The sequence below is a fragment of the Endozoicomonas sp. PH6C genome, from assembly GCF_059322965.1.
On the sequence record NZ_CP185342.1, the window covers coordinates 4,696,196 to 4,715,049 of the forward strand.

At 48.5% G+C, this 18,854-nt stretch carries 12 protein-coding genes; 5 read left to right on the forward strand and 7 right to left on the reverse strand.

Annotated elements, in window-relative coordinates:
* Positions 1-214: 214 nt before the first annotated feature.
* The 4 genes from nagE to ptsI all read right to left on the reverse strand — a co-directional run bounded on the left by nagE (position 215) and on the right by ptsI (position 7,513).
* A complete protein-coding gene (gene nagE / locus ACOMG9_RS17345; protein WP_448217815.1) occupies positions 215-1,597 on the reverse strand; it encodes an N-acetylglucosamine-specific PTS transporter subunit IIBC in 1,383 nt (460 codons plus the stop codon).
* A 315-nt stretch (positions 1,598-1,912) separates the two neighbouring features.
* Complete coding sequence (locus tag ACOMG9_RS17350; protein ID WP_494529162.1) at positions 1,913-2,461, reverse strand: YgjV family protein; 549 nt, start codon at positions 2,459-2,461, stop codon at positions 1,913-1,915.
* Positions 2,462-2,993: 532 nt separating this feature from the next.
* Positions 2,994-5,612 carry a bifunctional acetaldehyde-CoA/alcohol dehydrogenase gene (gene adhE / locus ACOMG9_RS17355; RefSeq protein ID WP_448217818.1) on the reverse strand — a complete coding sequence of 873 codons (2,619 nt, stop codon included), beginning with the start codon at positions 5,610-5,612 and terminating at the stop codon, positions 2,994-2,996.
* 179 nt (positions 5,613-5,791) lie between these two features.
* Positions 5,792-7,513, reverse strand: coding sequence for a phosphoenolpyruvate-protein phosphotransferase PtsI (ptsI, locus tag ACOMG9_RS17360; protein WP_494529163.1), 1,722 nt, complete (start codon positions 7,511-7,513; stop codon positions 5,792-5,794).
* A 958-nt stretch (positions 7,514-8,471) separates the two neighbouring features.
* On the opposite strand from ptsI, the gene fba (ACOMG9_RS17365) reads away from it, so the two are divergent.
* Positions 8,472-9,329: a class II fructose-1,6-bisphosphate aldolase gene (gene fba / locus ACOMG9_RS17365; RefSeq protein ID WP_494529164.1), complete on the forward strand. Its 858-nt coding sequence runs from the start codon at positions 8,472-8,474 to the stop codon at positions 9,327-9,329.
* Positions 9,330-9,701: 372 nt separating this feature from the next.
* Positions 9,702-10,766 carry a class II fructose-bisphosphate aldolase gene (fba, locus tag ACOMG9_RS17370; RefSeq protein WP_422134699.1) on the forward strand — a complete coding sequence of 355 codons (1,065 nt, stop codon included), beginning with the start codon at positions 9,702-9,704 and terminating at the stop codon, positions 10,764-10,766.
* A 182-nt stretch (positions 10,767-10,948) separates the two neighbouring features.
* On the opposite strand, the gene ACOMG9_RS17375 is transcribed toward fba (ACOMG9_RS17370), so the two are convergent.
* Complete coding sequence (locus tag ACOMG9_RS17375) at positions 10,949-12,052, reverse strand: hypothetical protein (protein ID WP_494529165.1); 1,104 nt, start codon at positions 12,050-12,052, stop codon at positions 10,949-10,951.
* Between the two features lie 486 nt (positions 12,053-12,538).
* On the opposite strand from ACOMG9_RS17375, the gene nagK reads away from it, so the two are divergent.
* The 3 genes from nagK (at position 12,539) to ACOMG9_RS17390 (ending at position 15,761) form a co-directional block, all read left to right on the forward strand.
* The gene (gene nagK / locus ACOMG9_RS17380; protein WP_494529166.1) at positions 12,539-13,444 is read left to right on the forward strand and encodes an N-acetylglucosamine kinase; all 906 of its coding nucleotides are present in this window, start codon (positions 12,539-12,541) and stop codon (positions 13,442-13,444) included.
* Positions 13,445-13,673: 229 nt separating this feature from the next.
* Positions 13,674-14,540 (forward strand): hypothetical protein, encoded by an 867-nt coding sequence (locus ACOMG9_RS17385; protein WP_448217823.1) that lies wholly within the window; start codon positions 13,674-13,676, stop codon positions 14,538-14,540.
* A 315-nt stretch (positions 14,541-14,855) separates the two neighbouring features.
* Positions 14,856-15,761 (forward strand): hypothetical protein, encoded by a 906-nt coding sequence (locus ACOMG9_RS17390; RefSeq protein ID WP_494529167.1) that lies wholly within the window; start codon positions 14,856-14,858, stop codon positions 15,759-15,761.
* A 28-nt stretch (positions 15,762-15,789) separates the two neighbouring features.
* Here ACOMG9_RS17390 and ACOMG9_RS17395 read toward each other — a convergent pair whose 3' ends face one another.
* Positions 15,790-16,644: a hypothetical protein gene (locus ACOMG9_RS17395; protein ID WP_448217825.1), complete on the reverse strand. Its 855-nt coding sequence runs from the start codon at positions 16,642-16,644 to the stop codon at positions 15,790-15,792.
* Positions 16,645-16,884: 240 nt separating this feature from the next.
* On the reverse strand, positions 16,885-18,618 hold the full coding sequence (locus ACOMG9_RS17400; protein WP_494529168.1) for a WD40 repeat domain-containing protein: 1,734 nt from the start codon (positions 18,616-18,618) through the stop codon (positions 16,885-16,887).
* Between the last annotated feature and the right edge of the window lie 236 nt (positions 18,619-18,854).

Below are 18,854 nucleotides of genomic sequence, written 5' to 3' on the forward strand. Positions count from 1 at the left end.
ATTCAGACGCTGAGCCTGAATTTCAGAACCTGAGCCGACAGGAAATATTGATTCACCCAGTTACTCGGCAAGTCGAACATACTCCAGGTATACTCCGCACCATAACCAAAGAATCAGACAGCCCTGACTAAAAAGGTATCCGGATTTTCCCCTAAACTGCTTTGCGGGGAAAGACCGGTACAAGTTTCTTTGAGTCAGGGCAAAATAGCTATTGTCAAGCCATCAGGGCGTTTATTTCACCCGCAATGATCTCAGCCTGAGGCCCAAGAATCACCTGCAGGTTATTTTCACCCAGCTTCACCACACCTTTGGCTCCCATGGCTTTCAGGCCAGCTTCATCGATCAGGTCACGATTGGCCAGAGTCAGGCGCAGACGGGTGATACAGGCTTCAACAGAGGTCAGGTTGCCCTCACCGCCCAACAGTTCGATGAAACGCAGAGCACGCTCCGAACCACTGACTGCTTCAGAAGATCCTGCTGTTTCCGGCTCCTCGTCTTCGCGCCCCGGCGTCTTCAGGTTGAAAGCCCTGATAGCGAAATAGAAAACACAGAAGTAAATAACAGAGAAAGCCAGACCAATGAACACCAGGGTCACAGGCTTGGTAGCCAGCCCCCAGTTCAGAGCCATATCCAGGGCACCCGCAGAGAAACCAAAGCCATGCAGAACACCAAACATATTGGTGATTACCAGAGATAAACCTGTCAGCACGGCATGAACAGCGTAGAGACCTGGCGCCAGGAATACGAACATGAACTCCAGAGGCTCAGTGACACCGGTCAGGAAGGCAGTAGCACCGACAGACAGCAGAACACCACCCACACGGGCACGATTTTCTTTAGGCGCCGCCAGATACATAGCCAGCGCAGCAGCTGGCAGACCGAACATCATGACCGGATAGAAGCCCGCCATAAAAGTACCGGCAGTGGGGTCACCGGCAAAGAAACGAGGCAGATCGCCCGTAACTACCTCACCGGCAGCATTGGTGAATTCACCGAAGCCAAACCAGAAAACAGAGTTCACAACATGGTGCAGACCTACCGGAATCAGGCCACGGTTCAGCACTCCATAGGCAAACTGTCCAATGGGGCCAGACTCAGAGATACCATTAGCAAATGCATCAATGGCAGACTGGATGACTGGCCATACATAACCTGCTGCTACAGAGACCGCCAGAGCAATCAGACCGGTCATGATCGGAACCAGACGCTTGCCACCAAAGAACGCCAGATAGGGTGGCAGTGCCACCGCATGGAAACGGTTGTAACTATGACCGGCAATAATACCGGCAATAATGCCGCCAAAGAATGACATATCAATGTCGGCATTGATGGTCTTGGCCCCGGCAGTCAGGACAAAATAGCCAACTGCACCCGCCAGCACCGCTGCACCGGCATCGTCCTTTGACAGTCCGGCAGCAATACCCATCGCAAACAGCAAAGGCAGGTTACTGAAAATAGCGTTACCCGCTTCTGCGACAAAGGCAATATCCAGCAAGTCAGGCTGCCCAAGACGCAACAGGATTGCCGCAATAGGCAGAGTGGCGATGGGCAGCATCAATGCCTTACCCAATCTCTGCATATAGCCAAGAATGTTCAAAATAGTTACCCCTTAGATATTAACGTCACTGCACAAACCTCAATCAAAACCCCATGGAACTCAAACAGGCAGACAGTTGATGGGCAGCGCATGGTTTGGGACGAAATGTAACCGGTCACAATGCACCAGTTCAACTGTGTTGTGAAGGTTTCGTAAAGAGATTAACCGGTTATTGACCCAGAGCAAAAAAGCAAACAGAACATGTGGCATCAGTAGTCATATATGACACACCACAATAGAGAGCACCTCAATGAGGTGCTTAAGCGATGGGAGCCAGATGTCTGTTCATTAGCTGGAATGAAACAGACGTAAAGCTCAGTACTCGGACTTTGTCACTATTGGGCTCTTGTTGTAGAACCTCAGGTAGGCCACGATGTTACTGAGCAGGAACAGCACTTCCATGACGACGGCCATCGGGGACAGGACAAGAACGTTGTGGCTCAACCAAACTACCGCACCCACCATCATGATCAGTCTCATCTCACGATCGTCTTTACTGAATGCGCCTATCGTTTGCAGGCAGGAGCCGACGAACGCCACGAGACTGATGAAAGACTCGTAGGTAACAAAGAGTGTCACACCATTGATAATCAAAAACAGGTTTCTTACCCCGGGCCGAGACGTAAAGTAACTGGTCAGATAGCGTATTGACGCAATCGTCATAACCACGGCCGCTGTGAAAGCATTGAGCAAGTAAAAGTGCGTCGCAATCAACGCTCCCGCAATAAACAGGCACAACACCACGTGTTTGCGTGTTTTGAGCTGGAAAGACAACAGGTCAAACACAATAGCGATGGATACCAGGATCTGTGAAAGCGTGTAATTATCCACATCCGCTACCCTCGTAAACGCTGACTCACGCAAGGGTAATTGCTGCCAATGCGATTGATGTCCGTAAATATTCTGTATTCGCCGGATTGTTTTATGCGAGCCAATTGGCTTTCCATTATTTCATACATCAGCAATTTGCTCTTTTTTTGTTATGTCTCATGCTTATTTTATTGCGAGATGTAACAAACTGAAATAATTCAAAACATCAAATTATCCAATATAATCATTCACTTATTGCATTCGAGATAGGACATAGCCTCGCGACCATACTCCTGCCAGTGGGCTCACCCAAAAGAACCACCTCATCAGGTGCTCACAGAAGTATACTTGAATCACTCAGCACTTAATGACCTCCTCATCCAACCGCTAATACCAAGCCAATACGCCAGCACGTCATAAACATCGGAGCCTCTCTGGCTAATGCTTGCCGGATAACGTTAGGCTCTTCGCTTTCGCCCCTTTGATTTCTTGTATTTGCCAACAGTCCATTGAACCAGTGTGACTCCAGATAGTTCAGAGCCGCCTTCAATGCTGATGTGTGGAACGCCCCACAGCAAAAACAAGATCACTCACCGTAATAAGCTTTCCTCAGCAAAGTTTCCAGCTCAGAGATCAGTGGCATTCTTGGGTTTGCCGTAGTGCACTGATCTTCAAAAGCATGATCAGCCAGCATTTTGACTTTTTCCATAAACCCTTTCTCAGAAACCCCCAGCTCTTTCAGAGATAAAGGCATCCCCAGCCGCTTCATCAATTTACGAACAGCATTGGCCAGGGATTTGACTCCTTCTTCAGGGGTTTTACAGGGCAGGCCCAGCGCCCTGGCCACTTCGGTATATTTCTCATGGGCGATGTAATGATCGTATTTCGGGAAAGAAGCCACCTTGGAAGGATTCGGACACCCGTTGTACTCAATCACATGAGGCAACAACAGTGCATTGGCCAAACCATGGGGAATATGGAACTCATGCCCCAAATTATGAGCCATAGAGTGATTGATACCCAGGAAAGCGTTGGCAAAGGCCATACCGGCAATGCAGGAAGCATTATGCATCTTTTCCCTGGCTACCTTGTCAGCTTCTTCGCAGGATTTCGGCAGATACTCAAAAACCAACTGAATCGCCTTCATAGCCAGAGCATCCGTATAATCTGACGCCATCACAGAGACATAAGCTTCCAGTGCGTGAGTCAGGACATCCAGACCTGTGTCAGCGGTCACCTTTTTGGGCACCGTCAGCACCAGATTCGGGTCCAGAATGGCTACATCAGGCGTTAACTCATAGTCGGCCAGAGGATACTTGATGCCTTTCTCTTTATCGGTAATAACGGCAAAGGAAGTCACCTCAGAGCCGGTTCCGGACGTTGTGGGAATAGCCACCAGTCTGGCTTTCTTGCCCAGTTTCGGGAACTTGTAAACCCGCTTGCGGATATCAAAAAACTTCTGGGCCATACCCGCAAAATCAGCTTCTGGCTGCTCGTAGAACAACCACATGCCCTTGGCCGCATCAATAGGAGAGCCACCACCCAGAGCAATCACGACGTCCGGATTGAACAGCGCCATATCCTCGGCACCCTCGCGAATAGTCGCCAGACTCGGATCGGCCTCAACCTGATTAAATACCCTCACCTGCACTGGCACCGGACGTTTTCTCAGGTGGTACCGAACCTTTTCAACATATCCCAGACTCTGAATCACCTCGTCTGTCACGATGAACACACGAGAAATGTCGGGCATTTTTTCAAGGTATTGCAGGGAGTTGGCTTCGAAATAGATTTTTCTGGGCACTTTGAACCATTGCATATTAACCCTGCGCTTGGCCACGCGCTTGACGTTGATGAGGTTAACAGCAGAAACGTTGGACGTCGTACTGTTCCCACCATAGGTGCCACAACCCAGAGTCAGGGAGGGCATGTTGGTGTTATAAATATCACCAATAGCACCATGGGTGCTTGGTGAGTTAATGATAATACGACCGGCCTTCATCGCCAGCGAGAATTCATCAATCACATCATCGTTCTGGGAGTGCAGAACAGCGGAATGCCCGAGACCACCGAAGTTCAGCATCTGGTCGGCCAGCTCAATACCATGTTGGGTATCCCTGGCCTTGAGAAAGCCCAACACCGGCGAGAGCTTCTCGCGGGACAGGGGAAACTCGGGCCCAACCCCTTCAATCTCAGCCGCGATAACCCTTGTCTCTTGCGGTATTTTAATATCTGCCAGCGCAGCAATATCGGATGGCTTCATCCCAACAATCTTACTGTTGACATGGCCATCAATAATGACCACTTCAGCCAGGCGGTCGGTCTCTTTGGGAGAGGTGAAATAGACATTCAGCCTCTTCATCTCTTCCTTGAAAGAAGCATAAACTTCGTCGTGTACTATGGCAGCCTGCTCGGAGGCACAGATCATTCCGTTATCAAAACTCTTGGACAGAACCAGATCATTGGCGGCCTGCTTGATATTGGCAGTGCGATCAATAACACAGGGCACATTACCCGGACCCACCCCCAGAGCCGGCTTGCCAGAAGAATAGGCGGCCCGAACCATACCTGAACCACCGGTGGCGAGAATGACTGAGATCTCGGGATGGGTCATCAACTTCTGAGTGGCCTCCAGCGATGGATGCTCTACCCAGAGTATGCAATCTTCTGGCGCTCCTGCCTCTATGGCCGCATCGCGAACAATTCTTGCCGCTTCTGTTGAACATTGTTGTGCCGAAGGGTGAAAAGCAAAAACAATAGGATTACGCGTCTTGGCAGCAATAATAGACTTGAACATGGTGGTGGAGGTGGGGTTTGTCACTGGCGTGATACCACAGACAACGCCTACTGGTTCAGCCACCAACATGAAATCCTCCTCCTCATTATCTTCAATCACACCGACAGTTTTATCGTATTTGATAGAATGGTAGATGGACTCAGTCGCAAAGATGTTTTTGGTGACCTTATCTTCGAGGATTCCCCTTCCGGTTTCCTCAACGGCCATTCTCGCCAGCTCCATGTGAGCAGACTGCCCTGCCAGAGCCATAGCCCGTGTCACCCGGTCCACGTCTTCCTGGTTGAGCTTCAGGTATTTTTCTCTCGCTATCCCGGCTCGCTTAAGCAGACCATCCAGCTGCTCATCCACACTGGACGCACTGTCGTGTTTTTTCTCCCTGGCCTTGGCTGCTGATTTATTACTCACCATGAGAAGCACCTCACACTGTCGTTTATTAAGGCAAAATGACTCTCTAAGACATAGTTGGTTCGAAATATTCTTACTCTTGGGCACTGTGTCCGGGTTATCGGACTCTAATCCGGAACTGTTTGTCTACTGACTTTCTCTGGCAATTCTGAAAAAAGGGAGCCCATGCCCCCCCCTGTCGGTCATTGAATAAATGCATCAAGGGCTGCTTGCACATCCTTGATGGTAGGTTGATTCACCACATCATTGGCCAGCTTCTGCAATGCTTCGAAACGCTGCTCTCTGAGCACTTTTTTAACCCTGGGAATCGACGTAGCACTCATACTGAACTCGTCCAGCCCTAAACCCGCAAGTATCAGAGCGGCACGCTCATCGCCCGCCATTTCTCCACACATACCGGTCCACTTGCCTGCTTTATGAGAGCAATCAATCACCCGTTTGATGGCACGCAGTACAGCGGGTGACATAGGTTCATAGAGATCAGCAATCATTTCATTGCCACGATCCACAGCCAGAACGTACTGGGTCAGGTCATTGGTACCGATACTGAAGAAGTCCACTTCTTCAATCAGCAGGTCGGCAATCATAACCGCAGCAGGGGTTTCCACCATGATTCCTGCCTCAACATGGTCATCAAAGCCCACGCCTTCATTGCTGAGCTCAGACTTGACCGTTGCCATCATGGCATTCAGCCGACGGGCTTCTTCCACGGAAATGACCATGGGGAACATAATCTTCAGTTTGCCAAAAGCACTGGCTCTGAAAATGGCACGTAACTGGGTGTTAATAATTTCAGGCTTGTCAAAGCACATTCGAATGGCTCGCCAGCCGAGAAACGGATTCAGTTCCTCAGGCAGATCAAGATAGGGCAGCTCCTTGTCACCACCGATATCCAGAGTGCGGATAATTACCGGCCGCCCCCCCATGGCTTCAGCAACGGCCTTATAAGCCTCGAACTGCTCTTCTTCCGAAGGCATTTGAGTGCGGTCCATAAACAGGAACTCGGTTCTGTAGAGACCCACACCTTCAGCACCATGACGATCAGCTCCTCCGATATCCTTGACCGTACCAATATTGGCACAGACTTCGAAGGCTTTACCGTCCAGGGTCTCGCAGGGGAGATCCTTAAGCTTGGTCAGCTCAATACGTTCTTCATCCAGCTGTTTCTGAAGCGTCCGGTAGTAATCCAGAGCAGAGGCATCAGGATTCACCAGCACTTTATTGTTGACGGCATCCAGTATCACCTGGTCACCACTCTGGATTCTGTCAGTCGCCACCCTGGCTCCAACAATGGCGGGCAACTCAAGAGAACGAGCCATAATAGCAGAGTGAGAAGTACGACCACCGACGTTGGTCACAAAACCCCAGACCTTTTTGAGATCAATCTGGGAAGTATCAGAAGGAGTCAGGTCATTGGCAATAATAATAGAACCCTCTTCCACCTCCTCCAGAGAGGTTACAGGAATACCCAGCAAATTCTTCAGCATCCTGCGCCCTACATCCCTGATATCCGCTACACGCTCACGCAGATAAGGGTCGTCCAGCTCTTCCAGCATACTGACATTAGCCATAATGGCGTCATTCAGTGCAGCATCTGCCGGTTTCAGCGAACGGATTGCTGAAATAACTTCTTCTTCCAGCTCTTCGTCTGTTGCCACCAGAATGTGACCTTCAAAGACTTCAGCTTCCTCTTCCCCCAGTTTGCCTGCAGTTTTATCACGAATGGCTTCAAGCTGCTCAACTGTGCGATCTCTGGCCTGCCTGAAGCGAGTGATATCCGCCTCGACCTCAGAGTTGTCCAGAACGCCATCGCTGATCTGTATTTCGACCTCTTTCAGCACAAAGGCGTTACCAATGGCCACGCCGGAAGACGCAATGATGCCTGAAAACATGATCTTACCCACTCAAAAAATTACCTGCCGGGAAAAACAGCCTGCCCGTCCTCTTCTCATGATGAAAAGTGACGCAAACTGTTCTTCTCGGCTCATAGCTGCTCAGCTACCGGAGTATCCGGCTTGTAAGCGACAGGATACAACCGGCAATCAATCACACAAACCCTGACATAGCTCGACAAATTATTTCAAAACGTGCACCTGAATACAGAGTTTCTTACAAACTTCATTGCTTATAGAGAGACCCATTCCAAGATAGTGCATCATCTAATTAATCGCCTGCCGTATGATGAACAGTCACAGTAAAACAAACACCATCAACAAGCGGTTCACAATGCTTTCAAACCATACAAAGCCCACTGCCATGTAATGTTTTTCATTAATAAACCGGATCAATCCACTAACATCCAGGGCTGCTTCAGGGAGGCGACGTTATTTAGTACTTCAATCCCAAAAAAAGACGTGACACTCCTTCAGGAAATACTAAAAAAGCCCCCACTTTCTCACAAAAAATCGCTCCACACCTTAATAGGATTGACCTCCAGCCAATATACGCATTACTACCTAACACCCTGTCAACAGACCGCTGCAAGCATTTTTTTTACGACATACGTCAATAAAATACTCAGAATTTTCATACACTCTACCCAATGACTCTTTTCATTAAACGACAACATTATTTTAATAAAGAGGAAATATAATTCTTGTCAACATAAGCCCCCTGAAAGGATCAAGGCATTAATAAGCTGAAAAAATTCTTAAACTCTCTTTCTATATAACTGGAGAAAGATAAAGTTTTTTTGTTAGACTTCAGGCAAGCCAAGTTTCCGGCCTCTGGATTAATTTGCATCACAGCATAAACAATTCAGTTTGTTCGGCTCAGTATGAAAGTGTTATCAAGCTTCATCGTTGACTGATACTCAAACTGATTCAGACTCAGCTCTCCCGACCACTGACCGAGGAAACCTTTATGGCACTGGTATCCATGACCGAAATGCTGGAAAAAGCTCTGGAAGGCAAGTACGCAATTGGCCAGTTCAATATCAATAATCTGGAGTGGACTCAGGCTATACTGACTGCCGCCCAGAAAACCCGGTCTCCCGTTATTCTTGGTGTATCTGAAGGCGCGGCTCGTTATATGGGTGGCTTCAAGGTGATTACCGCGATGGTCAATGCCCTGATCGAGAGCATGAAAATTACTGTACCAGTTGCTATTCATCTGGATCACGGTTCCAGCATTGAAAAATGCAAAGAAGCCATCGAAGCCGGTTTCTCTTCCGTGATGATCGACGGCTCTCACGGCCCATTCGAAGAGAATGTTGCCATGACCAAAACCGTGGTTGAGTATGCTCACGCTCTTGGCGTATCCGTTGAAGCGGAATTGGGTGTTGTTGGTGGTCAGGAAGACGACGTTGTTGCAGATAGCTGCATCTACGCTGATCCACAGGAATGTAAAGAGCTGGTTGAACGCACTGGCGTAGATTGTCTGGCCCCTGCTCTGGGCTCTGTTCACGGCCCATACAAAGGCCTGCCAAATCTGGGCTTCGAAGAAATGTTGCAGGTTAAAGAGCTGACGGGGGTGCCACTGGTTCTGCATGGCGGCACAGGCATACCGACTGCCGATATCCAGAATGCCATCAGCCGTGGCACCGCCAAGATCAACGTAAACACAGAAAACCAGATCACCTGGACTAACATGGTTCGCAAGGTCCTGGCCAACGACGCTGAAGTTTACGACCCACGTAAGGTCATTGGCCCGGGTAAAGAAGCCATCATTGAAACCGTCATGGGTAAAATCCGTGAGTTCGGCTCCGAAGGCAAAGCCTGATTTAAGTACTCAACCATACGAAATCATATTTTCTGACTTCTTGTTCAGGCACTCGCGGCAACTGCTCCTGCGTTGCTCTAGCTCCTGCATCCATGCAGTCGTGATGCGTTGCAACTCTGGTCACATAGCTTGCTATGTTCCCGTCGTTGCGCCTTGCAGAGCACCTGCCCAATAAGCCAGAAATATTCGATTCCGTATGGCTGAGTACTTATCAGCCCGGTAGTTCAGACTAACGGGCTTATTATTTGCCCACCTCTTTCTTATCTGAACTAGTATTCAGATACCCGAAGCCGTTCATGTTTTGCACCACTCCCAAGAAACAGGGATAATAGCCACCGAATTCAATCACCCCTTGATTAGCAGGAGCAGGCAATGGCCCTGATCAGCTTGCGTGAGATGCTCGACCACGCCGCAGAAAACAACTACGGTGTCCCCGCGTTTAATGTCAACAACCTGGAACAGATGCGCGCCATTATGGAGGCTGCCGACGAGACTGACTCCCCGGTCATCGTCCAGGCTTCTGCAGGCGCCCGTAAATACGCAGGTGCCCCTTTCCTGAGACACCTGATTCTGGCCGCCACTGAAGAGTTCCCCCATATTCCAGTCGTTATGCATCAGGATCACGGTACCAGCCCCGCTGTATGCCAGCGTTCCATCCAGCTTGGCTTCACCTCCGTGATGATGGATGGCTCACTGAAAGATGATGGCAAAACACCGTCTTCCTACGATTACAACGTTGATGTAACGCGTCGCACAGTAGAAATGGCACACGCCTGTGGTGTTTCTGTAGAAGGCGAACTGGGTTGCCTGGGCTCTCTGGAAACCGGACAGGCCGGTGAAGAAGACGGCGTCGGCGCAGAAGGCACCCTGTCACACGATCAGCTGCTGACAGACCCGGATGAAGCGGCAGAATTTGTAAAAGCCACTCATGTGGATGCCCTGGCCATTGCCTGCGGTACCAGCCACGGCGCCTACAAATTCACTCGTCCACCGACAGGCGATATTCTGGCGATCGACCGTATTCGTGAAATCCACCAGCGCATCCCGAACACCCACCTGGTGATGCACGGCTCCTCTTCTGTTCCCCAGGAATGGCTGAAAGTCATCAACGAAAACGGTGGCCAAATCCCTGAAACATACGGTGTACCGGTGGAACAGATTCAGGAAGGTATTCGTCACGGCGTTCGCAAGGTCAACATTGATACCGACCTGCGTCTGGCGTCTACGGGCGCTATTCGCCGCTTCATGGCAGAAAACCCTTCCGAATTTGACCCACGAAAATATTTCGCAGTGGCCACCAAAGCCATGAAAGATATCTGTATTCAGCGTTATGAAGCGTTCGGCGCTGCAGGTCAGGGTTCAAAGATTGGCAACACCAGTCTGGAAAGCATGTTTATTCGTTACGGTAAGGGTGAGCTGGACCCAAAAATCCAGTAAAACGGCCGTCGCTTGATTATCAGGTAGGGTAAGGCTCTCGCCTCAGCCCTCCTGCAAATACTGGGTTAAAAAGTGGCTCGAAATGCTCATTTACTCGCTTTAAACGACACTTTTTCGCCACTTTTTGCCTAGTTTCAGCTTTGCTCGCTAGTTTTGCGACAGCCTCGATAGGGCGGGAAGTGTCAGCGCCGTGAAATCAGGTGCCTTAACACTGACCCGGCAAATTTCAGAGTGGCAGAAAAAGAATCAGCACCAGACCTGGCCACATGCAAAGCCCTTACCTGAGAAAGGGGATAGGCCGACGGGTACGATTTGATTGGTTGCCTTTGTGACAAAAACGGCGTTCCTCTCGACCAGAAAACAGGGTCAGTAGAGGATGAGTCGTAACCATCAGCCGGGCCTGTTGGCCAGGTGTGGGCAGGAATAGGGAAACCCGGAGGATTGCACCTGGTTAGAATATCAGACCTGGCTGGCGTGATCATCTGCAATTCGGGCAAACAGGCATCTTCAGTTTGTACCACTGAGCGCCAGGCCAGAACAGGCGTCGATATCTCATTATTCTGCCAGTCTCTGCGGCTCAGTTTCAGAATCGGTTGCCTGCGAGCAGCATCGAGCTCAGCAAGATATTGCTGTTCATCAACATTCGCAGCTTTACAGGAATCTGAATATATATCTTCTATCGTTGTATTTTCAGAATCCTGCTTTGTCATAGCGTCTACGGCAAAGTTAGTTCGCAAATCACTTTGCCAGATTGACTCCATATCAACGCAAACTTTGCCCTCGTGGACCTTAACGTCGGTAAATACGTAACCATAACTAGCCATCTGGTCTGCCGAGGGCCATCTTGGGAACTTGTCCAATAGGCAGATGCCATCTTCGTTAAAGAAAGAGAACACTCTCAGATGGCGCTCAAAGGCTTGCGCATCACGGAGTTCTGAAAAACCATGGAGCACGATAATATCCATGGTGGACAGTTCCTTGATTTTTTCCGGGCCCAGGAAAGATTCATGAGGCAGTTGATGAAGGAACAGCAGCCGGGTGCCAGGGTTAAGCTGAGCAACTTTTCGTTTTCCTGAATCAAAAGAGACCAGGCAACAACCTATATGGTCAACAGTTGAATGCTCGATGAGGCTGTTACTGGCCTCCCTGGTAGTAAAGGTCTGATGCCCGGAACCATGACGCCAGAATAACTCAGAAGCATTGCGACCCCGGGATACAGAAACATTATCACGCTCGTTGTAGCGCCAGTCTTCACGGAACGTGGAGATATGCGAAATTGGTCCCACTAGAAAAAATCCTCAATTTTTATCCGGGCGCACGCCTCTGGAAAGTGATAGATAAGTGTTTGACCATACAACAATGAAAAAGTTTCACCTTCGATTGGCAATTTACTGAATTCAAGGCCCCTCTAATGGCTTCCTTCAGACCATCCCGTTGGCCAGCAACGCCCTTGTCATTCGGATTGCCTTCCCCTCTCAGTCCCGGCGGTTCAGGCTTGTTTCAGCCTGACGGGTTTGCCCGCTTCGCTGGGCATAAAAAAAGCCAACTTCCTGCGGGGTTGGCTTTTTTTATGCTTGAACTGCTTTAAATCATTAAACTCAACTGAGAATTAATGTTATAAAGCACTGCAGAATTTTTGCCGCAATATTTTTTCCGGAACAAACCCATATCTGAAAGGACCCGGCCTATGAAACCAACCGGTGTCCGCTCAAGCCGTAGCCTGTGCAGGTTTGTTTTCTATCGCAGCCATCAAACAGATTCAGGAGTGAGCCATGCTGTATGGGTTGGATATCGGTGGCACTAAAATGGAGCTGGCCGTTTTTGATCATGAGCATAACAAACTCGTGAGCAAACGCTTACCCACACCGACCGACTCCTACGATGCCTTTAAAAAAGCCATACGGGGGCTGGTATTAGAAACCGATCGTGAATTAAACACACGAGGTAGTGTAGGTATTGGTATTCCCGGATTTGTTAATCCTGATACCGGCAAGGCTCAGTGCGCTAATGTGCCCTGTACCAACAACCAGAATCTGCAAGTTGATCTTGAATTACTTCTGGATCGCCCCATCAAAATTGAAAATGATGCCAACTGCTTTGCCCTGTCGGAAGCCATTGGCGGAGCAGGCGATAAAATCCCTACGGTTTTTGGTGTGATTCTCGGAACCGGTTGCGGTGGCGGTCTCTATATCAACGGCAATATTCATGATGGTAGAAACAACCTGGCAGGCGAATGGGGACACACACCACTGCCCTACCATGTTTTCAAACTGGCTGGCGAAAACTTCCCCATCGTCAAGTGTGGCTGTGGCATGCACGGCTGTCTGGATAACTACTTGTCAGGCAGAGGTCTGGAGCTGGCATATAAGCATGTCGCCTCCGAGTCCCGGTCAGGCAAAGACATAGTACAACTATTCCGCCATCATGATGCCCGGGCAGAACGAGCTGTTGAGATTTATTGTGAACTGCTCGCTTCGGGACTGGGTGCCATGATCAATATTCTGGACCCCGGTGTCATTGTTCTGGGTGGCGGCCTGTCAAACTTTGATGAACTCTACGAACTGGTTCCTCCTCTGCTGCCAAAATACACTCTGAACATCGGACAACTGCCGGAGATTCGTAAGGCAGAATTCGGTGATGCCGGGGGTGTACGTGGTGCTGCTATGCTCAATGCCTGATTTCTGAAAAAAGTCTAAGCTTTCCTGCATGTCTTATTCGTCTACTTTATTCTTCTGATAGTAAGAGGCACCAATGACTCCTTACCAAAGGCTTGCAGGATGCCCGGGCTGCAATAAACAGTTCTTAAAAGTCAGCGCACTGATAATCAGACACCTCGGCACTATCCAGCTCATGGCTCTGTTCAGTTTTTGTTTTCACATGTCAGTGCAAGCGGATGACGGGGTTCAGATGAGTAAAATCCATGAAAACTGTCATAAAGCCATGCGGGACCGTCATCATTTCGACCCCTTTTATTTCCCCAAACGTCTGAGATGCAAAAGCGTCCTTTACACTGAAAAGGATATCTTTATCAAGAAGACCGCATTCGTGCCTCCCAACAGACTGGAATACACCTGTAGCCCACCCGCCAGAAATACCTCTGAGAAAGCCCAGTTATCTGATTGTCAGGCAATATCAAATAAAACCGTCCCCCCCAGCCGAGCCGTCAAAATACCCGACTACCCCTACCCAATCGTACTCATCAAAGACGATATCTATCTGCATCCCACGCAGACCCTGTCAGAACTCATTACCTCTGTCCTGTACAACGGTGGCAATCTGGCTGCTGTCTTCTTCCATGGCATGATCTACTGGGATATATGGCAAAATTATCAACTCTCTGACAATTCCATCGCTTTTCGACTGATGATGCTCGGCGTAGTCTGGAACTCCCTTGCAATCTATAAACACGGCCTGCATGCCATTAACACTCATCGCGAACATGAATTCACCACCTGGGAAACCGTTTTTGAAATGATCAGCATGCCCATTGAAATAGAGCTTGAAGCACCAGAAGTCATTAAGGCATTAAAATTATTACCAACTTTCCGGAACGATATCTATTTAACGAAAGATTTCCCGGACGACATCTATTTAATGAAAGAGCTGGTATTTTTTGGACTCACCTGGCTGAACTGCTATGTCACTGCAACTTCCTGGATTTCATACTCCCTGGACAATGCTTACCATGAGTACTGCCCGACCCTGGCTTCTGCCCCCGAAAACGCCCCCTGCATCAAACAGATAGAAGAAATGCACGTTCTTCTGGATCAATAGATTCCCACGTAACAAAAAACTTTACCCGGAATGTCTGACTGAAACAGGATGACCTGCTGCAGGTCTGAGCTTTTCCAGAAGGTCTCTGGCAACAGAAACAGAAATGTTTTTTTTCATTGAGATGAACTTAGCGGGTGTCGCAAAACTCCATTGTGCAAAAACCATTCTTTTTTACAATTTATCAAAAAGGTCTACGCTTCGCTGAAGATCTGATCCTTTAGAAAGGAAAAGTCACCGATGAATTCTTCCCATAATCCTGCAAGATGCCCGGGCTGCAATAAATTGCTTTCAAAAGTCAGCTCACTGAAAATTAAAATGCTTAGCACTGTTAAGCTCATTGCGTTACTCGGCTTTTATTTTCATATGGCGACACATGCGGACGACGGTGTTCAGATGAGTAAAACCCATGAAAGCTGTCATAAAGCTATGAGGGATCGTCATCAGGTTGACCCCTTTTATTTTCCCAGGCACCTGGTATGCCATACCATCCTTTCAAATAAGGAGCGTTGGATCTTCGAGAAAACTGTTTTTGTGCCTCCCAACACACTGGAATACGCATGTTACTCATTTCCCTCATTGACCTTTAACAGCTCTGGGAAAAACCTGCTCCCTGACTGTCAGACACTGTTGAAAATAGCTACCTACAGCAACCATGTCTATGAAATCCCCGACTACCCTATCGTGCCCATCAAAGATGATATCTATCTACATCCAGAGTCTTTATCAGAACTCGCTACTTATGCCCTGTACAATGGGGGTGGCAACCTGGTTGAAATTTTCTTCCATGGCATGATCTACCAGAAAATATGGAACACTTATCAGCTATCAAACAGTGTCTATGCCTTTCCGATGATGATGCTCGGCATGGTTTGGAACTCCCTTGAAGCCTATAAACACAGCCTGTACATCAACATCCATCGTAGCGAATTCAGCTTTTGGGAATTTGTGCTTGAATTGTTCAGTAATTGCATTGAGATAAGCCTTGGCACGCCAGATATCTTTGATGCCTTAAGCTTCTGGCCTAAGACTTTCCGGGGCAAGATTGAGGCAATGAAAGAAATAGCATTCTTTGGGTTGATCTGGATGAACTGTATGATCGCTTCACCCGCCCGAACTCCTAATCCCGGTTATGATGAGAATTGCCCTGACCCGGCTTCTACCCCCTCAAACATCCGCTGCAGCAAACAGATAGAAGAAATGCACGTTCTTCTGGACCAGTGACTTTGATAAAATCGTCGCAATCATTTAGTTACGAAATATCATCAATCCCCTGCAGGGCTGCCTGTAAGTCGACTAACTGCCCCTTTACTTTTTGATAAGTTTCATAGATTTTGATGGTTTCTTGCAGTTTGACATCATCCTCAAGTGACCTTCTGTCTGGATCATAAATAGCTGCAGCATCTTTTGCCAACTCCAATGTCTTCATTAATTCCGCGCAAATACTGACGTTACTGAGTGATTTGGGTGTAGGGCCAGCCTCAGGCTGGCGATTGACAGCCTGACTGCGATGATCCCCTGCAGACTGTGCATTTACAGTATCCACCTGCTTGTTCAGTTGCGCACTATGGTATGCGACTGTTGACTTTTTTACGGTACCGCGACGCATAGCCATGGCGTAGTTAATTACGTCCCGGGCGGCTTCCGAATCGATATCCACCCGGGGGACGTAAGTTTCCCATTTGCGGCTGATTTTAAGACACTCAAGTCGTAATTCGATAATGGCGTCGGTCAGCTGTTTTTTTTCTTCCTGACGTGCAGCAAGCTCAACCGACAGATTGCATTCTGTTGAACTCTCAGGGGCCTTTGCCTCTGGGGCCCTCGCTGCTGCCTTTGCATCTTTCTCCCGAACACCAACCAGAAAAGGGGAATCCTCAGGCACCTCAGGAAAGGTAATGGTGCACTCGTCCAGTTTTTTGGGTGCAGCATTTTGCTGTCTGTCGGAAGGAATATAGGGAAGAACATCTTTCGGCACGACAGGTAGCGTGTCAGTTATAGAATCATCGTCGTCTGGATCACGATTCAGGACTTCATGGGCAGCCGCCATGAGATCTTGCATGAAAGCCTCGTGACCAGGAATGGCCAAAACGGGAAAATTGGGTACCATATAATCACCACATAACCACCATGAAAAACATTTACTCCCAGAAAAAATGCCGAGAATAACTGACAGAACCACCAGAAATTTCCTGAAATTCACACCATACCCTCCAAAGGATATGCAGCCTTCAGAGTAGACCAACCTGTAAACTCTGGTTCCCACGCTTTCAGACCCTGAGGGTTCCTGCGTGGGGAATACAAAACCCTATTATGAAATTAAACAACCACAAGAGGTGATAACAAAAAATCAATTACCCATCCTTATTTCAGTGATTTTCACCATCTGATCATCACTGGCGGTTACCACATAGCGACCATCGTTAGTGAAGGCTGCTGAGTTGACTGCATCCTGATGCGAAATGGAGGCTTTCTCTACCCATGACCCATCGATCTCCTGACCAATGATTTTCGCCGTTCCATCTTTACTCGCGGTTACCACATGGCGACCATCAGCGCTGAAGATGGCTGAATTGACCTCGTCGTCATGAGCAATGGACGCTTTTTCTTCCCAGACTCCATCGGCATTCAAACCATAGATTTTCACCATTTTGTCGCGGCTGGCAGTCACCACATGGCGGCCATCGGCGCTGAAAGTGGCTGATATCACCGATCTCTGATGGCGAATGCTGGCTTTTCGTGCCCATGATCCATCGGCTTTCTGGCCATAGATTTCCGCCGAACCATCTTCACTGGCAGTCACCACATGGCTGCCATCGGGGCTGAAGCTAGCTGAATTGACCAAACGATTATGGCGAATGTCCGCCTTTTCTTTCCACGATCCATCGGCGTTCTGGCTATAGATTTTCACCATGTCATCACAGACGGAGGGGTAGGGGTATGGATCCATACTGTTTGCATACATTTGACCGACGGTCACCACATGAGTGCCATCGGGGCTTAAGGTGGCTGAGAAGACATGACAGTCAATGTCATGGGCAATAGTGTCTGTCTGCAGCCATGACCCATCGTCCTCCTGACAATGGATTCTCAACTTATTATCATTGCCAGTGGTTATCACATAGCGTCCATTAGTACTGAAGGAGGCAGACTGGACCGAACCTTCATGGGAAAGGCTGGCTTTTAGCACCCAAAATCCATTGGCATCCTGGCCATAGATTTTCGCCGAGCGATCACCGCTGGCGGTCACCACAAAAGTACCATCGGGGCCGAAGATCGCTGACTTGACCTTACGGCCATGAACAATGGTCACTTTTGCTTCCCACGATCCATCAACCTGCTGACCATAGATTTTCACTGAGCCATCATCACTGGCGGTGACCAAATGATTGCCATCGGGGCTGAAGGTGGCTGAATTGATAAAATCAGCATGAAAAATGTTTACTTTTACATCCCATGATCCACTGATGTCATAACCAGAGATTTTCGCTGTGTTATGACCGTTAGACGCTGTCTTGGTCACCAGATGAAGGCAGTCGGCGCTGAAGGTGGCCGATTCAACCCGGCCGCCATGAGAAATCTCGCTTTTTTCAGCTAATTTAAATGTTTCACATTTAGACATCAGTTCACTAATGGTGAAATAGAAAATAGCAGCAAATTCATTACTCTCCCGACGTGCAATAAGTGACTTGATTAGCGCCTCATCATTCGTAAACTGTCCCAACCAATCCTGGAGCTGGTTGTCATCTAATGCACTGACGATTGTTTCCAGTCGAGCCTGATGTGCCGAAGGAAACCGGTCATACCAGGCTTTTGCCAGAATACCGCCGTCTTTGATAGCATTTTTGAGGTTGGTGCATGTCCGTTTTAGAAGGGTTGCAGTTGGAAGATCCAAAGAGTCAATGATTTTATACTTCAATTCTAAGGGCATTTGCTCAAATAAAGATTCACACTGGCCAGATGTATTAATGTCTCTGCCCATTCCGATTCCGGTTGGCGGCTCTGATTGAGATCGCCCTGAGTGTGTCTGTATTGAATCGACAATTTTGGAATTGTCATTAATTTGCCTGATTTCTGGTGTCATTTCCAGCTCCTCTAAAATTTGTATTTGTCCTTATTTTGAAACGACATTAAAAGTGGATATGACAGGTTGGACACGGATTTGCAATAAAAGTTCATACTATGTTGGTAATGACAACCAACAGTGCTTGTGTTTTTCATCAAACACACTGGGTGGCGCCGCTTAGCGCCAGCTCACTCCGCTAAAGATTCCGGGCTTCAGTAATCAATAACAGTCTGCACTGGTCCAAATCAGCGAAG